This is a genomic window from Actinokineospora sp., from assembly GCF_052390155.1.
GTDB lineage: Bacteria > Actinomycetota > Actinomycetes > Mycobacteriales > Pseudonocardiaceae > Actinokineospora.
Map to the genome: position 1 here is coordinate 1 of NZ_JBQTHF010000066.1, position 21,344 is coordinate 21,344.

16 protein-coding genes are annotated in these 21,344 nt (G+C 70.1%); 10 read left to right on the top strand and 6 right to left on the bottom strand.

Features of this window, described 5'->3' with window-relative positions; translation table 11 throughout:
• On the bottom strand, positions 1–2,890 hold a 2,890-nt coding region (locus ACT4N7_RS22310), incomplete at its 3' end, for a PA14 domain-containing protein (protein ID WP_444830767.1).
• Positions 2,891–3,555: 665 nt separating this feature from the next.
• Between ACT4N7_RS22310 and ACT4N7_RS22315 the strand changes: the two genes are divergently transcribed.
• The 6 genes from ACT4N7_RS22315 (at position 3,556) to ACT4N7_RS22340 (ending at position 9,037) form a co-directional block, all read left to right on the top strand.
• Complete coding sequence (locus ACT4N7_RS22315) at positions 3,556–4,119, top strand: DUF5987 family protein (protein ID WP_444830768.1); 564 nt, start codon at positions 3,556–3,558, stop codon at positions 4,117–4,119.
• 5 nt (positions 4,120–4,124) lie between these two features.
• A complete protein-coding gene (locus ACT4N7_RS22320; protein WP_444830827.1) occupies positions 4,125–5,765 on the top strand; it encodes an FAD-dependent oxidoreductase in 1,641 nt (546 codons plus the stop codon).
• 130 nt (positions 5,766–5,895) lie between these two features.
• Positions 5,896–6,462 (top strand): hypothetical protein, encoded by a 567-nt coding sequence (locus ACT4N7_RS22325; protein WP_444830769.1) that lies wholly within the window; start codon positions 5,896–5,898, stop codon positions 6,460–6,462.
• A gap of 50 nt (positions 6,463–6,512) precedes the next feature.
• Positions 6,513–7,136 (top strand): DUF6239 family natural product biosynthesis protein, encoded by a 624-nt coding sequence (locus ACT4N7_RS22330; RefSeq protein WP_444830770.1) that lies wholly within the window; start codon positions 6,513–6,515, stop codon positions 7,134–7,136.
• Positions 7,137–7,235: 99 nt separating this feature from the next.
• Complete coding sequence (locus tag ACT4N7_RS22335) at positions 7,236–8,324, top strand: carboxymuconolactone decarboxylase family protein (RefSeq protein ID WP_444830771.1); 1,089 nt, start codon at positions 7,236–7,238, stop codon at positions 8,322–8,324.
• A 107-nt stretch (positions 8,325–8,431) separates the two neighbouring features.
• On the top strand, positions 8,432–9,037 hold the full coding sequence (locus tag ACT4N7_RS22340) for a response regulator transcription factor (protein ID WP_444830772.1): 606 nt from the start codon (positions 8,432–8,434) through the stop codon (positions 9,035–9,037).
• A 3-nt stretch (positions 9,038–9,040) separates the two neighbouring features.
• Here ACT4N7_RS22340 and ACT4N7_RS22345 read toward each other — a convergent pair whose 3' ends face one another.
• The 4 genes from ACT4N7_RS22345 to ACT4N7_RS22360 all read right to left on the bottom strand — a co-directional run bounded on the left by ACT4N7_RS22345 (position 9,041) and on the right by ACT4N7_RS22360 (position 15,483).
• On the bottom strand, positions 9,041–11,368 hold the full coding sequence (locus ACT4N7_RS22345) for a sensor histidine kinase (RefSeq protein ID WP_444830773.1): 2,328 nt from the start codon (positions 11,366–11,368) through the stop codon (positions 9,041–9,043).
• Between the two features lie 72 nt (positions 11,369–11,440).
• Positions 11,441–12,961 (bottom strand): SagB family peptide dehydrogenase, encoded by a 1,521-nt coding sequence (locus ACT4N7_RS22350; protein WP_444830774.1) that lies wholly within the window; start codon positions 12,959–12,961, stop codon positions 11,441–11,443.
• Positions 12,962–12,997: 36 nt separating this feature from the next.
• On the bottom strand, positions 12,998–15,295 hold the full coding sequence (locus ACT4N7_RS22355) for a TOMM precursor leader peptide-binding protein (RefSeq protein ID WP_444830775.1): 2,298 nt from the start codon (positions 15,293–15,295) through the stop codon (positions 12,998–13,000).
• Entirely contained in the window at positions 15,295–15,483 is a 189-nt protein-coding gene (locus ACT4N7_RS22360; protein WP_444830776.1) for a hypothetical protein, read from the bottom strand. The genes ACT4N7_RS22355 and ACT4N7_RS22360 overlap by 1 nt, the downstream gene beginning before the upstream one ends.
• A 272-nt stretch (positions 15,484–15,755) precedes the next feature.
• Between ACT4N7_RS22360 and ACT4N7_RS22365 the strand changes: the two genes are divergently transcribed.
• From ACT4N7_RS22365 to ACT4N7_RS22375, 3 genes are all read left to right on the top strand, one after another.
• Positions 15,756–16,274 carry a hypothetical protein gene (locus ACT4N7_RS22365; RefSeq protein ID WP_444830777.1) on the top strand — a complete coding sequence of 173 codons (519 nt, stop codon included), beginning with the start codon at positions 15,756–15,758 and terminating at the stop codon, positions 16,272–16,274.
• Positions 16,271–16,861 (top strand): thiamine pyrophosphate-dependent enzyme, encoded by a 591-nt coding sequence (locus ACT4N7_RS22370; protein WP_444830778.1) that lies wholly within the window; start codon positions 16,271–16,273, stop codon positions 16,859–16,861. The genes ACT4N7_RS22365 and ACT4N7_RS22370 overlap by 4 nt, the downstream gene beginning before the upstream one ends.
• A 219-nt stretch (positions 16,862–17,080) precedes the next feature.
• Positions 17,081–17,860, top strand: a complete 780-nt coding sequence (locus ACT4N7_RS22375) for a helix-turn-helix domain-containing protein (protein WP_444830779.1) — start codon at positions 17,081–17,083, stop codon at positions 17,858–17,860.
• A gap of 133 nt (positions 17,861–17,993) precedes the next feature.
• Here the strand turns inward: ACT4N7_RS22375 and ACT4N7_RS22380 are convergent, their stop codons facing one another.
• A complete protein-coding gene (locus ACT4N7_RS22380) occupies positions 17,994–18,842 on the bottom strand; it encodes a winged helix-turn-helix transcriptional regulator (RefSeq protein WP_444830780.1) in 849 nt (282 codons plus the stop codon).
• 877 nt (positions 18,843–19,719) lie between these two features.
• Between ACT4N7_RS22380 and ACT4N7_RS22385 the strand changes: the two genes are divergently transcribed.
• Entirely contained in the window at positions 19,720–21,273 is a 1,554-nt protein-coding gene (locus ACT4N7_RS22385) for a DUF4331 domain-containing protein (RefSeq protein WP_444830781.1), read from the top strand.
• The last annotated feature ends 71 nt before the right edge of the window (positions 21,274–21,344 follow it).

The following is a 21,344-nucleotide window of genomic DNA, read 5'->3' on the forward strand; positions in this document are numbered from 1 at the left end:
CCGTCGCATCCGCCGTGGACAACAAACGATCAGCATCGTCATAGGTGACCCTCGACGCGAAACCGATCGCCGGGGTCAACCCATCGACATCCACAAAGGACTGACGACTCGCCGGATCGTAACGATACGAGTGCTTCGACCGGGCAACGCCCTGCAATGACATCGGTGCCAGGACCTCGCTCACGACCGGCTTCGCGGCCAAGTGATCGACGTAGTGCACCACGGCGGTCGACTCGCTGGGTCCGCGGGTCGCCGGGTCGACCGCCACCCAGTCCGCCGCCAAGGAATTGCGGATGCCGTCGAGCAGGCCGTTGGCGGTGTAGCTGTAGTCGGTGATCTCCGAGCCAGGGTCCTCGATCCGATACAACCTGCCCTGGTAATACCACAGCCGGGTCTGCGAACCGTCCCAGTAGACGATCCGACACAACATCTGCGTGGGCGGCAGGGCATCGGCGCCGTAGGGCGCGGTGGACCCGCCGTAGCAGTCCTCACCAGGCCGGTTGTAATACAGGGCGTGCGCACGATCCGAGACCGGATCCTTGATCTGGGCCAGGCGTGATGGAATTCCGGTGTAGATGTTCTGCAGAGCGGCGGGCTTGCGCGAGTCCAACGCGTTCGCCTGGGTGTCGAGTTTCCCGTCAGCCCGGAAGACGTACACGTCGGCGCCTTCGTTGACAGTGACCCGGCCGGTGTTGTCCAGACCAAGGACGCCGTCTTGTCCCTCGGGCGGGCTGTAACCTCCGGCGCTCTTCTTCGTCCACGTGTGCTTGGCGCCAGTCGCGTCGGTCAGCACGATGCTCTGGTCGGCGATCTTCGCCTCGGTGTAGGTGGCGCCGGTACCGTCCAGATCCGCCGACAGCGTCCATCCCTTGGGCAACGGCGGAGAATCGACGCTGGCGAGCCAATCGGCGGGCACGATCTGAGCGGGGACCGTCGTGCCGTCTGTCGTGCGGGTGAACAACTTCATCCGGGCGGTACCGGTCGCCTCCTGCAACTCGATCTTGATCGGCACGGCTTGGCCCGCGGTAAGCGCGACTCCGGTCGCGGCAACCCAGTTCAGATCACTCGCGGCCGCGACGTCGTAGACCTTCTGGCCGTTGATCCAGATCACCGGGCCGTCGTCGTGTACTCCGGCGAACTGATAGATCCCGGTGACCGGCGGGATGAAATAGCCCTCCCACCGCACCAGCCACCAGTCAGGCCCCAACGCGGGCGCGAAGGGCGAGTCGGTTCCCCAATCGGCATTGACCTGAGGTTCGGTGCGCACCAGGACCGGCCGCTGGATGGCGTCGTTGATCAGCCCGGCACGGGACACGTCGTCGAAATAGGACGCCTTGAGTCCCTTTGACTCCGGCTGTTGCGAGTTGTAGGTCATCGTGACGCCCGCGGTGCCGCCCACGGTGGTGAACGTCGGCGACGATGCCGACGTCGTCACGTTTCCGTTGGCCAGATTCACCTGCATCGGCCCCACGGTGTCCACAGGAGACGGACCATGCTCGCCGATGCGCTGATCGACCTTGAAATGCCCCACCCAGGTCGACGGAACCAACGTATAACCGCTGTAGGTACTGGCCTTCCAAGTGTAGGCGACACCATCGGCGAGGACACCGGCCGGAATCGTCCAGTTCGGTGTGGACAGACACCCGGAGTCCACCACGGTGCCCGACTTCCCGTCCGAGCCGGTCGCCACAGTGAAGCAGTACTTGACCGCGTCCCCGTCTGCGTCGGCGACCGGATTAACCGACAGCGTCGGCGCCAGATTCGTCAACACACTGTTGTCCGCGGGCGCCACCAGCGTCGGGACGGGCGGAGCGGAACCGGTGTCCACATACAGCGTCGCGGCGAGGTTCTTGTAGGTGTACGTGGCAGCCTGCTCAGTGCCAAGGAGCATGAGATACGACCAGTTGTCACCCGCGTCGACCAACCCCTTGACGAACGCGGTCAACTCCGCACTCGCGAAACTGCCCACGTCACCCACCGGCGCGCCTGCCAAGTACGCGCCGACACCGTTGAAGTCGAAGGCCGTCGCGTCATGCAGGTTCGCTCCCCAGGCACGATGGAATGTGCCACCGCCGACCCGGGCCACATCGACCCTGGTGCCGACCACGGTTCGGCCGAACAACGGCGAGTAGTCGAACTTGAGCAGGCTGCGGTTGTACGTGTCGCCGCCACTCGGACCAGCTTGACTGTTCCCGATCCGCAAACCGCAGTTCTGACACACATAGCCATCGGACCGAAGCGCATAGGCATCCACCACGGCGTGCGAGAACGTCGGGTCCACGCTGACCGGATACACCCGCGCCGGATCACGCAACCACGCGTCGTCCACCGACACCGTGAGCGCCCAGCCGTCCACGACCCGCTCCAGGCCGTACGCACCACCCGTCCGCGCGGGCAACCCAGACTGACCGCCTGCGGAGTCCCACGTTTCCACCGGAGGCAGCACGATCTTCGGCACGCCCGCCCCATCCGCCAATACCACCGCACCGTCCTGGGCCACGGTCGGCGTGAGGCCACCGGTATCCAACCTGAACCGCCACGACGCCTTCCCCGGCGCGGGCGGCCTGCGCAGCACGATCGTCTCCTTCACCGACCCCGCCGACACCTCGTACCGCAGATCGGTGTCCGGCGCGACATCGACGTAGTCGACCGTCGAACCCTGCACCCGCGCCCGCTTTCCCCGCGCGGCGTTTTCCATCCCCAGCGAGATCTTCCGGCCTTCGACCTCCACGGACACCAACGCCGCGTCATCGGCCGCCCCAGCCAGCGACGGGCTCAGGGGGTGCCGTTTCGCTCGCGCCCGGCCGGTGCGCGAGTCCACCTCCAGCGCCGGATCGATCGGCTGCCACGCTCCCCGACCATCCCGGACGTTCAAGGGCTGCGTCGACATTCGCACCGTCCGTGACCCGTCCGGGTTCGCGAACTCGTCACCGAACATCGATCGCGACACCACCCGCGACCTCGCCGAATCGAAACCAGGACGTGCACTGCCCGCCGCTCCGCTCAACGGCTCGAAATCCGCCCCCGGGTCGGCGGGTGCTCGCACCGCGGCCTGTGCGGGCGGCCCGCTTAGCAGCGGCAGATCGCGCGGGTCAACCGCGGTCGACCGTGTGGGTTGAGCCGCGGCAGCCGAACCAGCGACTGGCTCGACCGATGACACCACCAAGGTCAGGCCCAAGATCGCCACAATTAATCTGGCAGCACGAGGTGAACTCACGAACAACCGCCCCCAAGAGCATCAACGCGACCTGGTCGAGTGCGCAACCGACCGATTCCCGCAGGCCACAATCCCTGAAGGCGCCACAACTGGCAATAGACCGAACAGGCGCATTCGACGCGCGTCGCCACGACCTGCCGGAGTGAGAAAATCACCCACCAATTCGTACGTGGTCATCGTCGCCGGGACTCAGTCGGCGGGTGAGCGGACGGCACGGCGGGAGATGCGTCGGTCCGGGCGCCGCGACGACGATGGTGCGTGAGCCGGAGCCGGACTCCGCGGGCGCGCAACCAGCGGCACACCGCGAGTTCCCGGGCCGACGACAGAGAGGAATCGTCGTGTCGGGCACCTCAGACGATCAGGTCAAGACGATCACGTTGGAAGCGTTCGCGGACACCATCGTGCCCGGCGAGAAACGGTCGCCGGATGACCGGGCGATCGCGGGGGTGTCGACCGGCGGCGGCGCGGTCCAGTCGGGCGCGCTGGAGTTGCTGCACCACCCGGCGACCGGGGTCACGGCGGGGTTGGAGTTCCTCGTGCCGATGCTCAACGGGCACGCGCAAGCCTACGCCGAGAAGCACGCCCTGGAGCTGGACGACTCCGTGCCCGCGTTCGTGGCGCTGGACTACGAGCAGCGCAGCGACATCGTGCGCACGCTGACCGCGCCCGGGCACCCGGAGAAGGACGGCTGGGTCCTGCTGTCCCTGTTCTGCAACATGGCCTTCGACAGCGCCGCGCACATGAGCACCGCCGACGCGCTCGCCGCCGGGCACCCGGGGCTGCTGGCGATCGGCTTCGCCAAGCCGGACGCGGACGGGCTGTGGCGGGCGCCCAAGTACACCTACGGCAAGCAGTTCGCCCAGACCCACCCCGACACGACGCCTTCAGGGAGCCCGGCGTGACGAGCATGGACAACACTGAGAGCACCGATGTCTTGATCGTCGGCAGCGGCTTCGGCGGCGCCATCGCGGCCTACCACCTCGCGGCGGGCGGCGCGCGGGTCGTCGTCCTCGAACGCGGTCCCTGGCTGGAGGCCGAGGACTTCGACCACGACTACTTACTCGGCTCCTCCTACACCCGGGTCTTCGACTTCGTCGCGGGCAACGGGATGAGCGTGCTCGGCGGCAACTGCGTGGGCGGTGGCAGCGTGGTCTACTTCGCCGCCCTGCCACGGGCTCCGGGGTTCGCGTTCGAGCGGCACGGCAGCATCGGCAGGCGGATGTGGCCCGCCGCGATCAGCCGCGACACGCTGGACCCTTGGTACGACAGGGTTTCGCAGGTGATGCCGGTGCGCCAACAGACCTGGGACGAGGTGACCTACGCGGGCGGGCTGTGGGCCGCGGCGTGTGATCACGCGGGCCGCACGGCGAACCCGGTGCCGGTCGGCATCGACGCGGCCAAATGCACCAACTGCAACTGGATGATGGCGGGCTGCCGGTTCGACGCCAAGCAGTCCCTGCTGACCAACTACCTGCCCGCCGCGATCTCGCACGGCGCGGAAATCCGTCCGCTGCACGAGGTCCAGCAGATCTCGCGCACCCACGACGGCGGCTACCGGGTGCACTACAACCTCGTCGACGACGAGGACTACCGCATCCACACCGGAACCGGCACGATCGAGGCGAAGATCGTCGTGCTGGCCGCGGGCGCGGGCGCCACCCCCGTGATCCTGCAACGGTCCGAGCCCGAACTGGGCAAGATGCCGCACGCGGTCGGGCGCTACTTCTCCGGCAACGGCGAGCGGCTCAACACCGCGATCATCAACGAGGACCGGGTGCGCGCGGTGCTCGGCCTCGACCGCGGCAACGGGATCGCCTACGAGGCCAACCAGATCGGCAAGGGCCCGGTCGTGGCGAACTGGGACAAACTGGACGCCTCGCTGCCCGAGTACTCGCGGTTCTCCTTGGAGCAGCTCTACTTCCCGCCCGGACTCGGCACGATCCTCGCGCAGGCGCACGGCGCGGACGGGCCCGCGTGGTTCGGCGTCGAGAAGAAGGAAATGCTGAAGCAGTGGCGTTCCTGGCTGACGATCTTCCAGATGACCGAGGACGACAACGAGGGCGTCTTCGGCCCGCCGCCGCCCACCGGCAACGCGTTCAGGATCTCCCAGCAGATGCTCGGCCGCGGCCCGCTGAACTACGACCCGACGCCCAACACGCTGCGCGGCTGGGCCGAGGCCGACGCCGAGGTGCGCGACATCCTCGAACGCGACGGCCTGGCCACGGTGCTGCCGTGGACCAACGACCTCGTCGGCGCCTACACCGTGCATCCGCTGGCATCGTGTCGCATCGGGGACGACCCGGCGACCTCCGCCCTGGACGACCGGCACGAGCTGCGCGACCACCCGGGGATCTTCGTGACCGACGGCTCGGCCGTGCCGGGCGCGCTGACGGTGAACCCGGCGCTGACCATCGCCGCGCTCGCCGAGCGGGCCATCCCCGGCATTGTGGCGGCCGCCCGGGAGCGCGGTGTCGACGTGGCCTACGGCGCGCCGCTGCCGAGCCCCGGCGCCAACGCGCGGCCGCTGACCGCGACCCGGGGCGGGTGACCACTGTGGACTTCCGACCGCGCGCCACATTGACCCACTCGGCCCTTGTCGGCCAGTGCGGCCGGACGGGAAGATCACGCGTCGACCGAGTCGAGGTCGTCCGCACCGGCATCGCGAAAGGCAGGACGTGATGACTTCTGGATTGGGCACCCAGGGCCAAGAGGGTGTGATCGGGGCGCTCAACACCCGCTGGCACAAGGGCGCGCTGGCGATATTCATGGCGATCGTGCTGGCCCACTGGGCGGAGCACATCACCCAGGCGGTCCAGGTGTTCATCCTGGACTGGCCGCGACCCAAGGCCGGTGGCGTGCTCGGCCTCTGGTTCCCGTGGCTGGTCTCCTCGGAGTGGATGCACTACGGCTACGCCATCATCATGCTGGTGGGCCTTGTCGTACTGCGCCACGGGTTCACCGGCCGCGCCCGCACGTGGTGGCTGATCTCGATGTGGGTGCAGGTCTGGCACCACCTGGAGCACCTGCTGCTGCTGGCGCAGGCACTCACCGGACAGAACCTGTTCGGTGAGGCCAAGCCCATCAGCATCATCCAACTCCTGGTGCCCCGGGTGGAGTTGCACCTGTTCTACAACGTCGTGGTGTTCGTGCCGATGGTGATCGCGATGATCTACCACCTGCGGCCGAACCGGACGGAGCGCGAGCAGATGACCTGCTCGTGCGTGGCTCCCGTCCCGGTCGGATGAGCATCCCGGTGCGCGGGCGCGGTTTTCCGCGCCTGCGCACCGTTTTGGCCGTGGTGACGCTGCTGATGGTCGCGGGCACACCCGCCGCGGCGCAGGACGGCCACGACGGCCACGGGATCTCCGTACCGATCAACATCGGCCCGCTCGGCCTTCGCGTCGCGCTGCTCTACGCGGTGCCCGCGGTGGCGGGATTCGCGGTGCTGCGGGGATTCCTGCCCGCGCCGAGCAAGCGCACGGCGGCGTTCGTCAGCGCCAGCGCCGCCCTCGCGGTGACCGTCGAGTTCATGCTCGCCGACAGCCTGGACATCCCGCGGCAGGTCGCGGTGCTGGCGATGGCGCTGGTGGCGTTGCCCACCTACCTGACCGCGGCCCGCTCCCCCGCCGCCGCGCCCGCGTTCCGGCTCGCCCAGCGCTGCGCGCCGTGGGTGATCGCGCCCGCCGCGGTCTTCGCCGCCGTCGAGTTCGCCCGCGTCTGGCTGGGCGACTGGGCGCCCGCGGACCAGGCCATGCTGCTCCACAGTGGAGTGATCATCGGCCTGGCCGGGCTGTCCTGGCTCACGCTGGGCGTGCCCCGCGGCCGGGTCGCCCGGATCGCGGTGCAGACCATCGCGGGCGTGGCGGCCACCGCCCTGCTCGGCGCGGCCGCGCAGGCCACCGTCCTAGGTGGACTCTGACACCGCGGTGATGATCTCCGCACGATGCGAGAAGCGTTCTCCTTCGCCCGCACCGTAGCGTTTTCGGTAGGTCTCCGAACCGATCTCGCAGGAGCGCACATGGGCGGAATGCTCGTCCGCACGGCGATGCGGCGTACCCTCGACCAGATCCGGCACGTCACCCCGGTCCGGCCGCGGCGGGCCCGCGACCTCGTCGCCCGGGTCTACCGCCAGGCCGAGCGCGACTTCGGGATGCTGGCCCCGCCGGTCGGCCTGCACTCCCCCGCGCCCGAGTCGCTCGCCGCGAGCTGGATGCTGCTGCGCGAATCGCTACTCGCGCGCGGACTGGTCGACCGGGCGGCCAAGGAGATCGTCGCCGCGGCGGTGTCGCTGGGCAACACCTGCCCGTACTGCGTCGAGGTGCACAGCGCGACGCTGGGCGGCCTGCGCGGCCCGGGTGCGGCGGCGCTGGCGGCCGCGGACATCGGCTCGATCACCGACCCCGCCGCGCGCGATCTCGCCGCCTGGGCCCGCGCCACCGGCACCCGAACGGGCGCCGCGCCGCCGTTCCCGGTCGAGCAGACCCCGGAGTTCGTCGGCGTGGCAGTCACCTTCCACTACCTCAACCGCATGGTCAACATCTTCCTCGACGACTCCCCGCTGCCGCCGGTCATGCCCGCGGCCATGCGCGGCCGCGCCCGCAAGGTGCTGGGCCGGGTCATGCGGCCCTCGGCGAGCCGCGACCACGAGCCGGGCACCTCGCTCGGCATGCTGCCCGCCGCGCCCGCCGCCCCGGACCTCGCGTGGACCACCGGGAACCCGACCATCGCCGAGGGCTTCACCCGGGCCTACGCCGCCATCGACGCCGCGGGCGAGCGCTCGGTGCCCGACGCCGTGCGCGGTCTCGTGGCGGCCGAACTGGACGGCTGGGACGGTCTGCCGGTCGGCCTCAGCCGCGGGTGGGTGGCCGACAAGGTGTCCGCCCTGGCGCGGGCGGATCGCCCCGCTGCCACCCTGGCCCTGCTCACCGCCATGGCGTCCTACCAGGTCGATCAAGCCGTGATCGACGACTTCCGGCGCGGCGCCCCCGCCGACCGGTCCCTGGTGGAGCTGACGTCGTGGGCCGCCCTGTCCGCCGCGAGACGGACCGCCGTCGGCGTCCTGACCGAGGTGCACGGGCCCGGATCGGCGCTCGATCCCCCGCGGTAGCCTGCCGGGCACCCATTCGCCGGTTCAGTGTGCTCCGGTCGGACGCGATTCGGACACCGGGAAAGTGGTACAAACAACATGAGTCGGGCTCGCGAGAGGTGCGTGAAGTGATCAGAGTGCTGATTGCTGAGGACATGCACATGGTTCGCGGCGCCCTGGTGGCCCTGCTGAACCTGGAACCCGACGTCGACGTGGTGGCCGAAGTGGCCTCCGGCGACGACATCCTGGCCAGCGCCCGTTCCTCGCGCGCCGACGTGGCGGTGATCGACATCGACCTCCCCGGCAAGGACGGCCTCACCGCGGCCACCGAGCTGCACGAGCACCTGCCCGAGTGCCGCACGCTCATCCTGACCAGCCTCGGCAGGCCCGGCACGCTGCGCAGGGCGCTGGCCGCGCGGGTCGGCGGCTTCCTGCTCAAGGACGCCCCCGCCGACAAGCTCGCCAACGCCATCCGCGGCGTGGCCGCGGGCCGCCGGGTCGTCGACGGCGACCTGGCCCTGGCCGCGTGGGACGGCGCGGACTGCCCGCTGACCAGCCGGGAGATCGAGGTCCTGCAGCTCGCCGCGGGCGGGGCCAACGCGGTGGACATCGCCGCCCGGCTCTACCTGTCCGCGGGCACCGTGCGCAACTACCTGACGACCATCGTCACCAAGCTCAACGCGCGCAACCGCGTCGACGCCATCCGCATCGCCAAGGAAGCGGGCTGGCTCTAGGGACTACGCGGGCACGCTCGCCCGGAGCCGGAACGTGCCGTCCGGGGTGACGCCCGCGGTCAGCTCGCCGCCCAGCTTCGCCACCCGGTCGGACAGGTTGCGGATGCCGGAGCCGCCGCCGGGGCAGTCGAGCACCTCGGGGGTGTCGACCATCCCGTCGTTGACGATCTCCAGCAGCACCATCTTGTCGTGCTGGCGCACGGTGATCTCGCAGTGCGCGCCCTTGCTGTGCCGCAGCACGTTCGTCACGCCCTCGCGCAGGACCGTGGCGAGCACGGTGCGCACCTCGGGGGGCAGCTCGCCGTAGTGCAGCTCCATCCGCACTTCGACGTCGGCGGCGGCCAGCACGGACTCGGCCGAGCGGGACTCCTCGTTGAGCGACAGCTCGCGGTAGCCGTTGGCGACCAGGCGGACGTCGGCCAGCGCGAGGCGGGAGATCGCCACGATCTCCATCAGCTCCTTACGCGCCCTGGCCGGGTCGGCGGCGAGCAGCCGGTGGGCGAGTTCGCTCTTGAGCGTGATCGCCGACAGGCTCAGACCGAGCAGGTCGTGCAGGTCGCGGGCGAACCGCATCCGCTCGTCGGCCACGGCGGCGTAGGCGAGCTGCAGCCGGGCGATCCTGAGCTGGGTGACCGAGCGGGCCATCCAGGTCAGCCCGTAGGTGACCAGCCCGGTGATCACGGTCGAGGCGAAGTAGTAGGCGATGTCGAGCGGGTCGCCGACGAACCCGGACTGCGCCCAGGCGACGGTCCCCACGACCACGACGAACCCGGTCCAGCCGTAGATCGGCCGCAGGACCAGCAGCATGGTTCCGGCCAGGAATCCCGGAATGCTGACCCACGTGGGGCCGAACTGGACCAGCGGCAGGTACACGAGCACCACCTGGACCGCCAGCACGGCGTAGTTCATCGGCCTGCGCAGCGTGCGGTCGGGCCTGCTCACGTACCCCAGTTGCAGTACCAGCAGCGCGAGCATGTAGCCGATGCTCGACACGAGCTGAACCGGCTCGTCGGTGACCAGCAGCAGGTGCAGCACGCCCGCGACGAAGAAGCCGACGAACACCACGTCCATCAGGCCGGACGCGAGGTAGGTGGCGCGCCTGCTGACGAGTTCGGCCGGGCCCGGCCGGGCGGGCCCGTCAGTGGATTCCAAGGCCACCGGGATGGTCAGGTGCAGGCGGTATCCGCCGTCGGGCTCGGGGCCCGCGGTCAGCTCGCCGCCCAGCGCGGCCACCCGGTCGGTCAGCACGCCGAACCCGTCGTCGTCCGGCGGGCCGTCGACCTGGCCGTCGTTGACCATGTCGAGCGACACCACCTCGCCGACCTGCCGCATGGTGATCTCGCAGCGGCCGACATCGTTGTGCCGCAACACGTTGGCCGCGCCCGTGCGCAGCACCGCGACCAGCACGGTGCGCAGGTGCACGGGCAACTCGCTGTGGTTGAGCTCCATCCGAACGTCCACATTGGACGCGGCGAGCAGCGACTGGACGGTCCGGGACTCCTCGTGCAGCGACTGTTCGCGGTAGCCGCTGGCGAGCAGCCGGACGTCGGCGAGCGCGTGCCGGGAGACGCTGAGGATCTCGGCCAGTTCCTGGCGGGCCCGCTCCGGTTCGTCCGCGACCGCTCGGCGGGCGATGGCGCCCTTGGGGCCGATGGTGGACAGGCTCAGGCCGAGCAGGTCGTGCAGGTCGCGGGCGAACCGCATGCGCTCCTGGGCGACGGCGGCCTTGCCGAGTTCGGCCCTGGCGTCGTGCAGGTCGGTGATCACCCGGGCGAGCCGGGTGAGGCCGTAGACCTCCAGCGCGGCGACCACGATGCCGAGCGCGAGGTAGACCACGCCGAGATTCCAGCCGGTCAGCATCGTCTGCGTCCAGGCGACGACGACCACGATGGCCGCGAACGCCGTCCACGCGGCGAACGCGGGCAGCACCAACAGCGCGGTGCCCGCGAGCAGGCTCGGCATGCCGACCCAGGACTGCCCGAACTCCGGCAGCGGAGCGAACACGAGAATGGCCTGGACCACCAGCGCCAGGTAGGTCAGCGGCGAGCGCAGCCGCGTGCTCGCCCTGCTGAAGTAGCCGACCTGCAACGCCAACAGCGCGACCAGGTAGGCCGCGGCCAGCAGCCGCTGCGCGACCGTGGTGTCCGAGTGCAGCACGAAGATGTACGCGACACCACAGATGCCGACGAAGACGGTCGCGACGATGCCCCGCGCGAGCTGCGGCGCGATCAGCGGGCCGCGGCCGTACTCCTCGGCGTCGAGAAAGTAGTCCCCCTCAGGTCTTCGCCCGCGGGGGCCGGGTAACTCGCCGCGATCGATGACTGAGAGCACTGATTCCCCCTCGACTCCCGGCGGACGACCACTCAGATCATGTAACGAGTGACGGGCTGACTTCGCACCGCATTATAGGCCGGCTTTCGGGCCTGGCGGCGAACCACGCCGGTATCCGAACACGAACTCGCCCACCCCGATCTCCTCTGGCCACCGCAGCCGCAGGGCGCTGTCGACGACGTCGCCCGGATCGATGGCGGGCACGCAGGCGGCGAGCCCCATGGCCGTGGCGGAGATGCACAACATCTGTTGCAGCGCACCGACGTGGGTCAGGGTGAGCGCGTAGGCGATCCCGCCGTACATCCACGACGAGCGGGCCACCCGGGCGGTCATGGTGACCATGGCGGGCGGCCACTGCGAGGTGCCGCTGCCCACCATCGCGTTGTCCAGCACCTCGTCCAGTTCCCGCTCGACATCGTTGACCAGGGTGAGGGCGTGCTCCTGCGGATCGAAGTGGTAGATCCCCCGCGGCAGCCCGGTGCACCGGTGCAGACACAGATACACCTCCAGTTCGTAGAGGCCGTTGATGCTGAGGTACGGCCGGTCGGAGATCTCGTAGACCACGTCGGCGCCCGCCGACGCGGGCGACACCGAGCGGATTCGCGCGGCCCGGAACAGCAGTTCGCCGATCTGGTCGGCGGTGACCGGCCGCTCGGACAACTCGGGGCACAGCCGGGTGTTCTCCACGACGTCGGTCAGCGGCGGGTCGCCGTCCACCAGCGTGGACAGCTCCGGCCGGTGCAGCGGGAACCTCGCCCCGGCGGACGCCGCCTTCACCAGCGGCGGCGGCGGCAGCATGTCTGCGTTGGGGAACACCACGCCGGACAGGCCGTCGTAGCGGCCCAGCCGGGTCTTGGCGTGGAACAGCAGATCGTGGTGTGACCACCGCACCAGGCTGGGGTCGGCGTCCTCGGCGAACCGCGGCGCCACCGCGCCGGGCCCGTCCGGCCACTCGCCCACCAGCACGATCCCAGTCGCGGCGAGGTAGGCCACCACGTCGGCCACCAGGGTCTGCGCGACGTCGAGGGTGCCCGCGACCTCGGCCACCGAGGTGGCGGAGCTGAGCGCGACCACCACCCGCGAGGCCGTGCGCCGGTGCAGCAGGACCTGGTACTGCGCCAACGGGGATTCCACCAGCAGCTCGCCGTCGCTGGTGCGGATGGCGGCGAACCGGGACAGCCGAACGGGTCGGTCCGGGTCCACGTCGCGCAGCGCGAACGCCGCGTTGCGGGCGATCGGGACCGCGGACAACACCGGCCCGTCGCCTCGCTGCGTGCCCAGCGAGTGCACCACCGAGCCGCTCAGCTGGTCGAGCACCCGGTCCAGCACGGCCCAGCCGCGGTCTCGGTCGCCCGCCCCGCCGATGTCCACATAGGACTCCATGGGCAGCACGTTCTCCAGCGAGATCGGGCCCATGCTCATCCGGCGCAGGGACTCGCGCACCATCGCGTCCGCGTCGTCGATCCTGGTCTCGCCCCAGCGGGTGACCACGACCAGCCGATCGTCCTCCGGGCCGCCCTCGACGAGGACATCCTCGCGCAGCGACCACAGCCGGATCCGCCCCCCGGACCGGCCGCCGGACTCGATGGACACAGTTGCACTCCTCCCCAGCAATGTTCTCTTCGACGGTCACAGGAACATGGGAACCGGATTCAGCTCGGCGTACGGCGTCGCCTCGGCGAGCCGACCGAGGCGCACCGGGACGTCGAAGAGCCGCCCTGGCGCGAACCGCGTCCAGAAGTGCCGCATCCCCGGGACCAGCACCTTCACCACCGGCAGCCCCACATCGGGCCGCGTCTGGTCGAGCACCAGCACCTGCATGCCGAGGTCGGCCACGCGCCCACACACGGTGGTGACGTCGTCGAGCAGGTCCGCGGTCGGCGTGTAGCCGTAGTCCGCGGGCACCCGGGGCCGCGCGGCCGGGTCCGGCAGCAGGTAGGGCTGGTTCGCCACGGTCGCGTGCCGCCACCAGCGCACCGCGTCGGGGTCGTCGCAGGCGTACTCGCCATCGGGGCCGACGCCGACCAGCACGGGCATGAGCTGGTTCAACTCGGTCAGCGCGCGGCGCAGGGCGACCCGGGGGTCCAGGTGCGCGCCGAAGCCGAGCATGACGTCCTCGGTCGGCTTGTCGATCCGCCGCGACAGCGCCACCATCGACGGGATGCCGAGGTCGGCGGTCAGGTCCAGGACCCAGACCTCGCGGCCGAGATCGGCGTAGACCTGGCGCATCTGCTCGATCCACTGGTCGCCGAACGCGTCGAGGTCGACCGCGGGCTGGCGGGTGCGGTTGTACCACCACAGCGCCACGGCGTCGCGCTCCACGACCTCCAGCAGGCCCTGCAGCACGGCGTCCTCCAGGCTGCTGCCCGCGGCGCTGCCGTTGGAGTCGGCGTGCACGTAGTCGGGGCCCGGCTCGGCGGGCGCGCCGTAGTAGAGCAGCCCGGTGGGCAGCAGCCGGTGGCGCCGCTCGGTCAGCGACCACACGGGGGTCCAGTCCACTTCCACGCGCTCGTCGAACTCCGCGCAGACGTAGGCGAACGGCGAGTGCGTGGCATTCCACCTGGCCCGGTCGGCGTACTGCCGTTCGTCGTAGAGCTGACAGGCGTTCGGGTGAATTGCTTGCTCCCCCAACGACTTCAGGCTCCCGCGGACGCGCTCCTCCTCGCCGTGGAAGTTGCCGGAGTGCCGCTCGACGGCCTCGCAGAGCGCGCTCACCTCCGCCTGCACCGCGGTGACTCCCTTGCCGCCGTTGGACACCCGCATCGCCGCGCGCAGCGTGCCGAGGTTCGTCGTGCGGGCGGCCACGTTCGTCCCCGAGCGGAACGCGTTGAGGAACACGGGGCCGCGCTCGTCGCGCCGGATCTCCTTGACCACCCCGGTGACCGGGCTGACCAGGTGCCGGAAGCGGTCGCGCATCTGCTCCGGGGTGATCGTGCGGTGTCCGCCGCCGCCGCCGTCGACCTTGTCCCGCGAGACCAGGATGATCGGCTCCCGGGTCCGGGCGCGCACCAGCTCAGGGTCGCCGCAGGCGGGGCACTGCGGGTAGACGGGCAGCTCGTGGTGCCTGCCCCCGAAGTCGAAGGTGTCGAAGGTCCACACCGTACGTTGGCCCGGATAGCGGTATCCCGCAAGCCATTTGGTCGCCTCCAGGGCCACCAGGTGCCACGCCGCGCCCGCCACCGGCGGTACCGACGCCGCGGGGCTGTGTGCGGGGCCGTCGTGGCCGAGGGCGGTCTGCGCGCACTTCTCGGCGTTGCGATGACCCCAGAGCCGGGTGGCCAGACAGTGCCAGCAGCCCGCCACGGCGGGCTGGAACACCGGGCCCAGCCACACCTTGGTGCCGTGCGGCTTCGCCAGCAGCCACGGCCGCCCGGCGGCGCGGTGCTCGGCGTCGATCTCGGCGAGCCGGGGTTCGAGGTAGTCGTCGCAGAGCACGATCGTCAGGTCGGCGCACGCGGTGTGCGCGCCTGCGCAGTCGGACTCGCCGGTGACCGCCAAACCCGCCGCCCGCAACGCCTTCGCCGCCGGACCGCGCTCGACCGCACCGACGGTGACCAGGTTCACCGTCGCGTTCGCGGTGCTCGCCACCGCGGCCGAGGAGTCGAGTTCGGCCGCCTCCCAGTAGGCGAGGGTGCACTCGTCGGCCGCCTGCTCGCAGGTGGTCCGCAAGGTCACCAGGCCCGCGGTGGCCAACGAGGCCAGCACACTGGCGGCCTGCTCACGGGTGACGCCCGCGGGCACGGCGCCGAGGATGGCGGCCACGTCGCGGGTTCCGTCCAACAGCGACACCACCGACTCCACATGGGAGCCCTTGAGCACCGTCATTCCCTGCTCGGAGAACAGGTACGCGCCCTCACCGGTCGCCACCTCGGCACGAAGGTGCCGCTTGAGCCCGACCAGCGGCCCCTTCGCGCCGTCGGTGGACATCAGACAGGGATTCCAGCAGCGGAGACAAAAGTGCCACACGGGGCACTGTAGGAGGCCAGCGACATGTCGGTCGCCGAGTTCATCCAGTAGTCGAACCGGTCGATCTCGATCTCGACTGCGGGCACGGAGCGTGCCGCGTCGAGGCCGAGGCCGGCTAAGAGGCTGATCATGTTCTCGGTGACCGTCATCGGGAACTCCTGGTGGCTGAGTGGGGACTCGTTGGGGTGACCAAATTCTGTGTTCCGTCTCACTGTCACGGCCAGTGCCCACCTCACCGGCCCGGTATGTCTTTTTCATACCCCAGGTGGACCTGTATTCATTCCCCTGGTCGTGGCCCGCTCACTGTCGCCTGACCAGGCGTTCTGCGAGGGTTTCCAGGGCGGACGAGGCGGTCCCCACCTGGCGGGCCGCGAGCCGCGCCGACGCCTGATCGGGCCGCACCACCGGCAGGGGAGACGTGATGACACCGTTCGCACAAAAGGTCGACGTGGCCGCAGACCTCGGCAGGGAACTGATCGCCGCGGACTTCGGCCCGTTCTACGGGACGCCCTGCGGAATTCTCTCGCCACTGCACCAGGCGCTCGACGAGCAGGCGGGCGTGCTGACCATCTCCCGCGAGGACAACGCCGTCGGCATCGCCGCGGGCGCCTCGCTCACCGGACGCAGCCCGGTCGTGCTGATGCAGAACGGCGGCCTGGGCCCCGCGGTCAGCGCGATCGCCTCACTCGTGGTGCCCTACCGGATCCCGCTGCTGCTCGTGGTGAGCCTGCGCGAGGCCGATCCTGACCAGGACTGCGAGCGCACGATCCTGCGCGAGCTGACCATGCCGCTGCTCGACGGGCTGGGCGTGCAGACCTTCGAGTTCCACGCCGACGCCCCGGTGGCGGTCCAGGTCGAGTCGGTGCGCGAGTCCGTGCGGGGCAGACACCGACCGGCCGCCCTGCTGATCCCGCCGACGTCCTTCGAGTTACCGGCATGAACAAGAACGCCGTGATCCGCGCGATCATCGCCGCCACCGAGGACCACCAGGTGATCCTGTTCACCACCGAGGCGGCGTGCCGGATCGCGCAGGAGTTGGCCGACCGGCCCAACCACTTCTACCTGACCGGCTCCGTGGGGCTCGCGCCGTCCATCGGGATCGGCATCGCCCTGGAGACCCGGCGCACGACGATCGTCGTGGACGGCTACGCCAACGTGGTGCGCAACCCCGCGGGCATGCTCACCGCGGGCGGCATGGCCGACCTCCCGCTCGTGCACGTCGTGCTCGACGACGGCCTGTTCGGGTCGGCGGGGAACGCGGCGACGCCGTCGGACCGGACCGACCTGTGCGCCCTGGCCAAGGCGTCCGGCTACGCCAACGTGACCACCACCGCGCGGCTGGACCGGTTCGCCAGCCTGGTGCGCGCCGAGATCGCCACGTGCTCGGCCCCGGTGCTGATCCGCTGCCTGCTGACCGAGCCCGATTTCCCGCTGCCCCGCAGCATCGACCAGGACCAGGAGACGCACGCGCGCCGATTCCAGGAGTACCTCGCCGTGCCCGAGTGGATGCCAGGACGGGCCGCCTGAACGCAGCCCCGCTTTCCGGCGTGACCGACGCACACAGCGCACCGTGATTTTTTCACACCGATTCCCGAAATTACTCATACATACCGGTGAGCACGACACTTGAGCGATCTCACCGGGCGCGGGAAAATCAAGGAGACCCCACCGCCCGGTGGCTTTCGAGTTCACCACAGTGCGCAACCGAGCGCGACCGCGGCCAACTCCAGCGAAAGGAACGTCGCAATGGACGAGATGGTCGTACGAGCAGTCGAACGGGCCGTCGAGACCATGCGCCGGGGGCTCGCCGAAAAAATCACGATCGACGATCTGGCGCGGTCGGCAATGTTCAGCAAGTTCCATTTCTCCCGAGTGTTCCAGCAGGTGACCGGCGTCTCCCCTGGGCGGTTCCTGTCCGCGATGCGGCTGGAGGAGGCGAAGCGGCTGCTGGTGTCGACCTCGCTCACCGTCGCCGACATCAGCCACCAGGTCGGCTACAACAGCGTCGGGACGTTCAGCTCGCGGTTCCGCAGCAGCGTCGGGGTCTCCCCCATCACCTACCGCCAGCTCGGCGGCGCCACGTCGGAGGAGCTGCCGGTCGACGAGCGCGTCGGCGCGGAGATCCGCACGACCGCCGTGCGCGGGCACGTCACCCCGCCGCGAACCGGGGTCGCCGGGATGGTGTTCGTCGGCCTGTTCCCCGGCCGGATGCTGCAGGGCTCCCCGGTCCGGTGCGTCGTGCTGGACCGGCCGGGCCCGTACGCGCTGCACGACGTCCCGCCAGGGACCTGGCACGTGCTGGCGCACTCGGTGCCGCCCGGCACGGAGACCAGCATGGACCCGACGCCGTTCGTCGGTTCGCACGGGCCGATCACCATCCGGGCCGACATCACCGCCCGGATCGCCGACGTCGAACTGCACCCGATGCGGGTGTTCGACCCGCCGGTGCTCTCCGCCCTGCTCGATGTGCGCTCGGCGGCCTTACGCAGGCTCGCGGCCCGCACCGAGGTCCGCAGGGCTGTCTGACCCCCTGCACCACGGCGCGCGATCCCCCCGGGGTCGCGCGCCTTTGCCGTCTCCGACCGGGACCCCTGGACAGGAAGGAGCCCGGTGGACGCCGACCGGTCCACCGGGCTCCGACACGCCGACGAACCGCCGATCAGGGGGAAAGGGCGGCGGTCACCGGCTGGATGTGGAAGATCCGCACGAACCGGTCGAGCAGCGCCGGGTCGCCCGCGAGCACAGTCAGTCCGCCGTCCTGGGCCGGGGTCACCTCGCCGGTCAGCAGCGCCTTGAGCGCCGTGCCCGCGTCGAGGACCAGGTCGGCGTCGGGCAGCGGGCCCACGCCGACGTTCGCGGCACCGTCGACGACCTGGGCGTATACGCGGGTGTCGACGCCCAGGCGCAGCTCGAAGCCGATCCGCGCGCCCGCGGCGGCCTCGGGGCGGAAGCACGCCCGCAGCGCCATGATCACCGAGTCGGCGGTGATGACGTCCTCCGGGCGCGGCCCGCGCAGGGCCAGCGCGCCCCAGCGGCCCAGGGCCAGCACGACTTCCTCCAGGGCGCGGCCGTAGTCGGTCAGCTCGTAGACCGTCTCGCCCGCCACCGGGCGCTCGCGCACGACGTCGAAGTGCACCAGCTCCCGCAGCCGCGCGCAGAGGATGTCGGCGGAGAGCCGCGGCAGGCCTGCGCGCAGCTCGGCGAACCGCTTCGGCCCGACAATCAGGTCGCGGATGACCAGCAGCGCCCAGCGCTCGCCGACCATCTCGGCTGCCTGCGAGAGCCCGCAGAACTGGCCGTAGGTCTGGCGGGTCATCGACTGCAACTCGGCGAGGGCGTTCGCCAGCTCACCCGCGTCCATCGCGGCGAGGACAGCGTCGTCGGGCCGGTCGTCGGGCAGGAGGTCCGCGGCGACCGGCGCCGGTCCGGTCGCGGTGAGCCGGAACCGGTCGCTCGCGATCGTCACGCCTTGGCGGTCCACTACCAGCTTCCATCGGTTTTCAGCCATTTACCGCGTCCAATCTGCTCGTCCCGCGGTCGATGATTTCGGTGGTCGAGCGGGCCGCCCGGCTATCGGGCTGCCGCAATCGAGCACGGTTTCGCGCCGCACGACCATAGTGCTGTCCGGTGCCCCCGCGCCGCATCTCCGGTAGTGCCCGGTATTCTTAATGCGCACCGGCACGGCGGACATACCCACGCCGTGCCGCTGCTTGCTCCAGGTTCGCAGATCGGGCCGGACAATAGCAGTGCACCGGCCACGCGCACCGGCCGCAGATTTCAATTCGGACACCTGCGAATTTCGCCCGATCGAGGGTGAGAAACACATTTCCCGGCCGGGTGGAAATCACCCGAAAATCGAATGAGCGCACACCGCGCCGCGCGCAATACGTCGGCGCGGGTGACCGACCGAGCACCCGGGGTGCCGCCGGGCGGCCCCAGTCGTCCCCCGCACGACCGCCACCGCGGAACCGGGGACGCAATCCTCTTGAACATCGAAGGCGAAGATGTTAATCACGGCACAGTACCCGGATGTCGACCGGCCGACGACCTCGCGCACTCGCGCTCGCCAGCATGTTTCCGCAGGTCAGCGACGGTACCAGCGGTGCGGCGCGGACTGGTGAGCAGTGCCCCGAAATTCGCTCGATCGTGTTATTCGATTGCCGCCCGCCCGCGTGTCGCGGGTAATTTAATGCCAGTAGTATGCAATAACGATCGCCGAAAGTCGGAGTGAACCAAGTCACTCGCGGCTCCGAATGCACGATGTCTGTCCGTGATTCGCGGGCAGGTGTCCGTCATTGCCCAGTTAGGGCCCGGCGCCGCACGGCGGCGGGCCACTGAAGGGATGGAGCATGTCATCACCGCCTCCCACCCGTCGCCGACGACGGGTGGCTGTCGCGTTGATCGCGGCAGGAAGCACGGTGCTCACCGGTGTCCTGGTAGGTCTAGTACCAGGCCCGGCGGTGGCCTCCAGCCACCGCGAGGCACCGCTGATCGCCGGTGACCCACCGGCAGACAACACCGATGTCTACGCGTTCACCAGCCCGGACAGCCCGGACACGGTCACGCTGATCGCCAACTGGTACCCCTTCCAGGAGCCCAACGGCGGTCCGAACTTCTACCCGTGGCCGAGCGACACCCGCTTCGACATCAACATCGACAACGACGGCGACGCCAAGTCGGACCTCACCTACCGGTGGACCTTCCGCACCGACGACCGGCGCGGCAAGTCGACGTTCCTCTACAACAACGGTCCCGTCACCTCGCTCGACGACGAGCACCTGCTGTTCCGGCAGACCTACACCCTGGAGGTCATCGACCGGTACGGCCACGGCAAGACCCTGATCCGCAAGGGCAAGGTGGCGCCGTCCAACACCGGCGCGGCGTCGATGCCCGACTACGGCATGCTCCGCGACCAGGCGATCACCGCTGTCCCGGGTGGCGGCAAGAGCTACGTCGGCCAGGCGGACGACTCGTTCTTCCTCGACCTGCGCGTGTTCGACCTGCTCTACGGCGGCAACCTGTCCGAGGTCGGCCAGGACACCCTGGCGGGCTTCAGCGTGAACACCATCGCGCTGCAGGTGCCCAAGTCGGTGCTCGCGCTCAAGGGCAACCCCGACCGCAACCCGGTCATCGGCGTCTGGAGCGACACCGAGCGCAAGTCGATGTTCCTCACGCCGGGCGCTGAGCGCACCTTCGGTCCGTACGTGCAGGTCTCGCGGCTGGGCAACCCGCTGGTCAACGAGGTCGTCGTACCCGCGGGCCTGAAGGACAAGTTCAACTCGCTCACCCCCGACCAGGACCGCAAGATCCCGGACCTGGTCAACCGGGTGACCGACCCGGAACTGCCCAAGCTCATCCAGGCGATCTACGGGATTCCCGCACCGCCCACCCCCCGCAACGACCTGGTGGAGATCTTCCTGACCGGGATCACCACCAAGGCGGGCGGGCCGATCCAGGCCGACCTCAACTCCCAGTTGAACAACGCCGACGTCGACCCGAAGCGGTTCAACCCCTCGGAGCAGCTCCGGTTGAACATGGCAGTCCCCGTCGCGGCGAACCCGAACCGGCTGGGCGTACTCGCCGGTGACTTCCAGGGTTACCCGAACGGGCGCAGGCTCACCGACGACGTGCTCGACATCGCCGTGCAGGCGGTCGAGGGCGCGGCCGTGTCCGGCATCGTCGCGCCGCTCGCGGCGGGCGACGGCGTGAACGCGAACGACAAGCCCTTCGGCGCGTCGTTCCCGTACGTCGCGCTGCCGGGCAACACCGCGGTGAACCAGTCCTCCGGTGGCGCCGCGGCGATGCCCCCGCCCGGTGGCTTCGGCGAGTTCCCCTTCCAGACGCTGCTCACCGGTCTGGTCGCCGCCGTTCTCATCGGCTCGGGCGTCGTGCTCTACCGGCGCCGTCCCGAGTGGACACCCGCGACCGCGGTCGCGTAGTTCCGCAGTACCCGGGGGCGCACACTTGTGGTGCGCCCCCGGGGCCCGCGCCTGAAGCCGGAGGTTCGCCA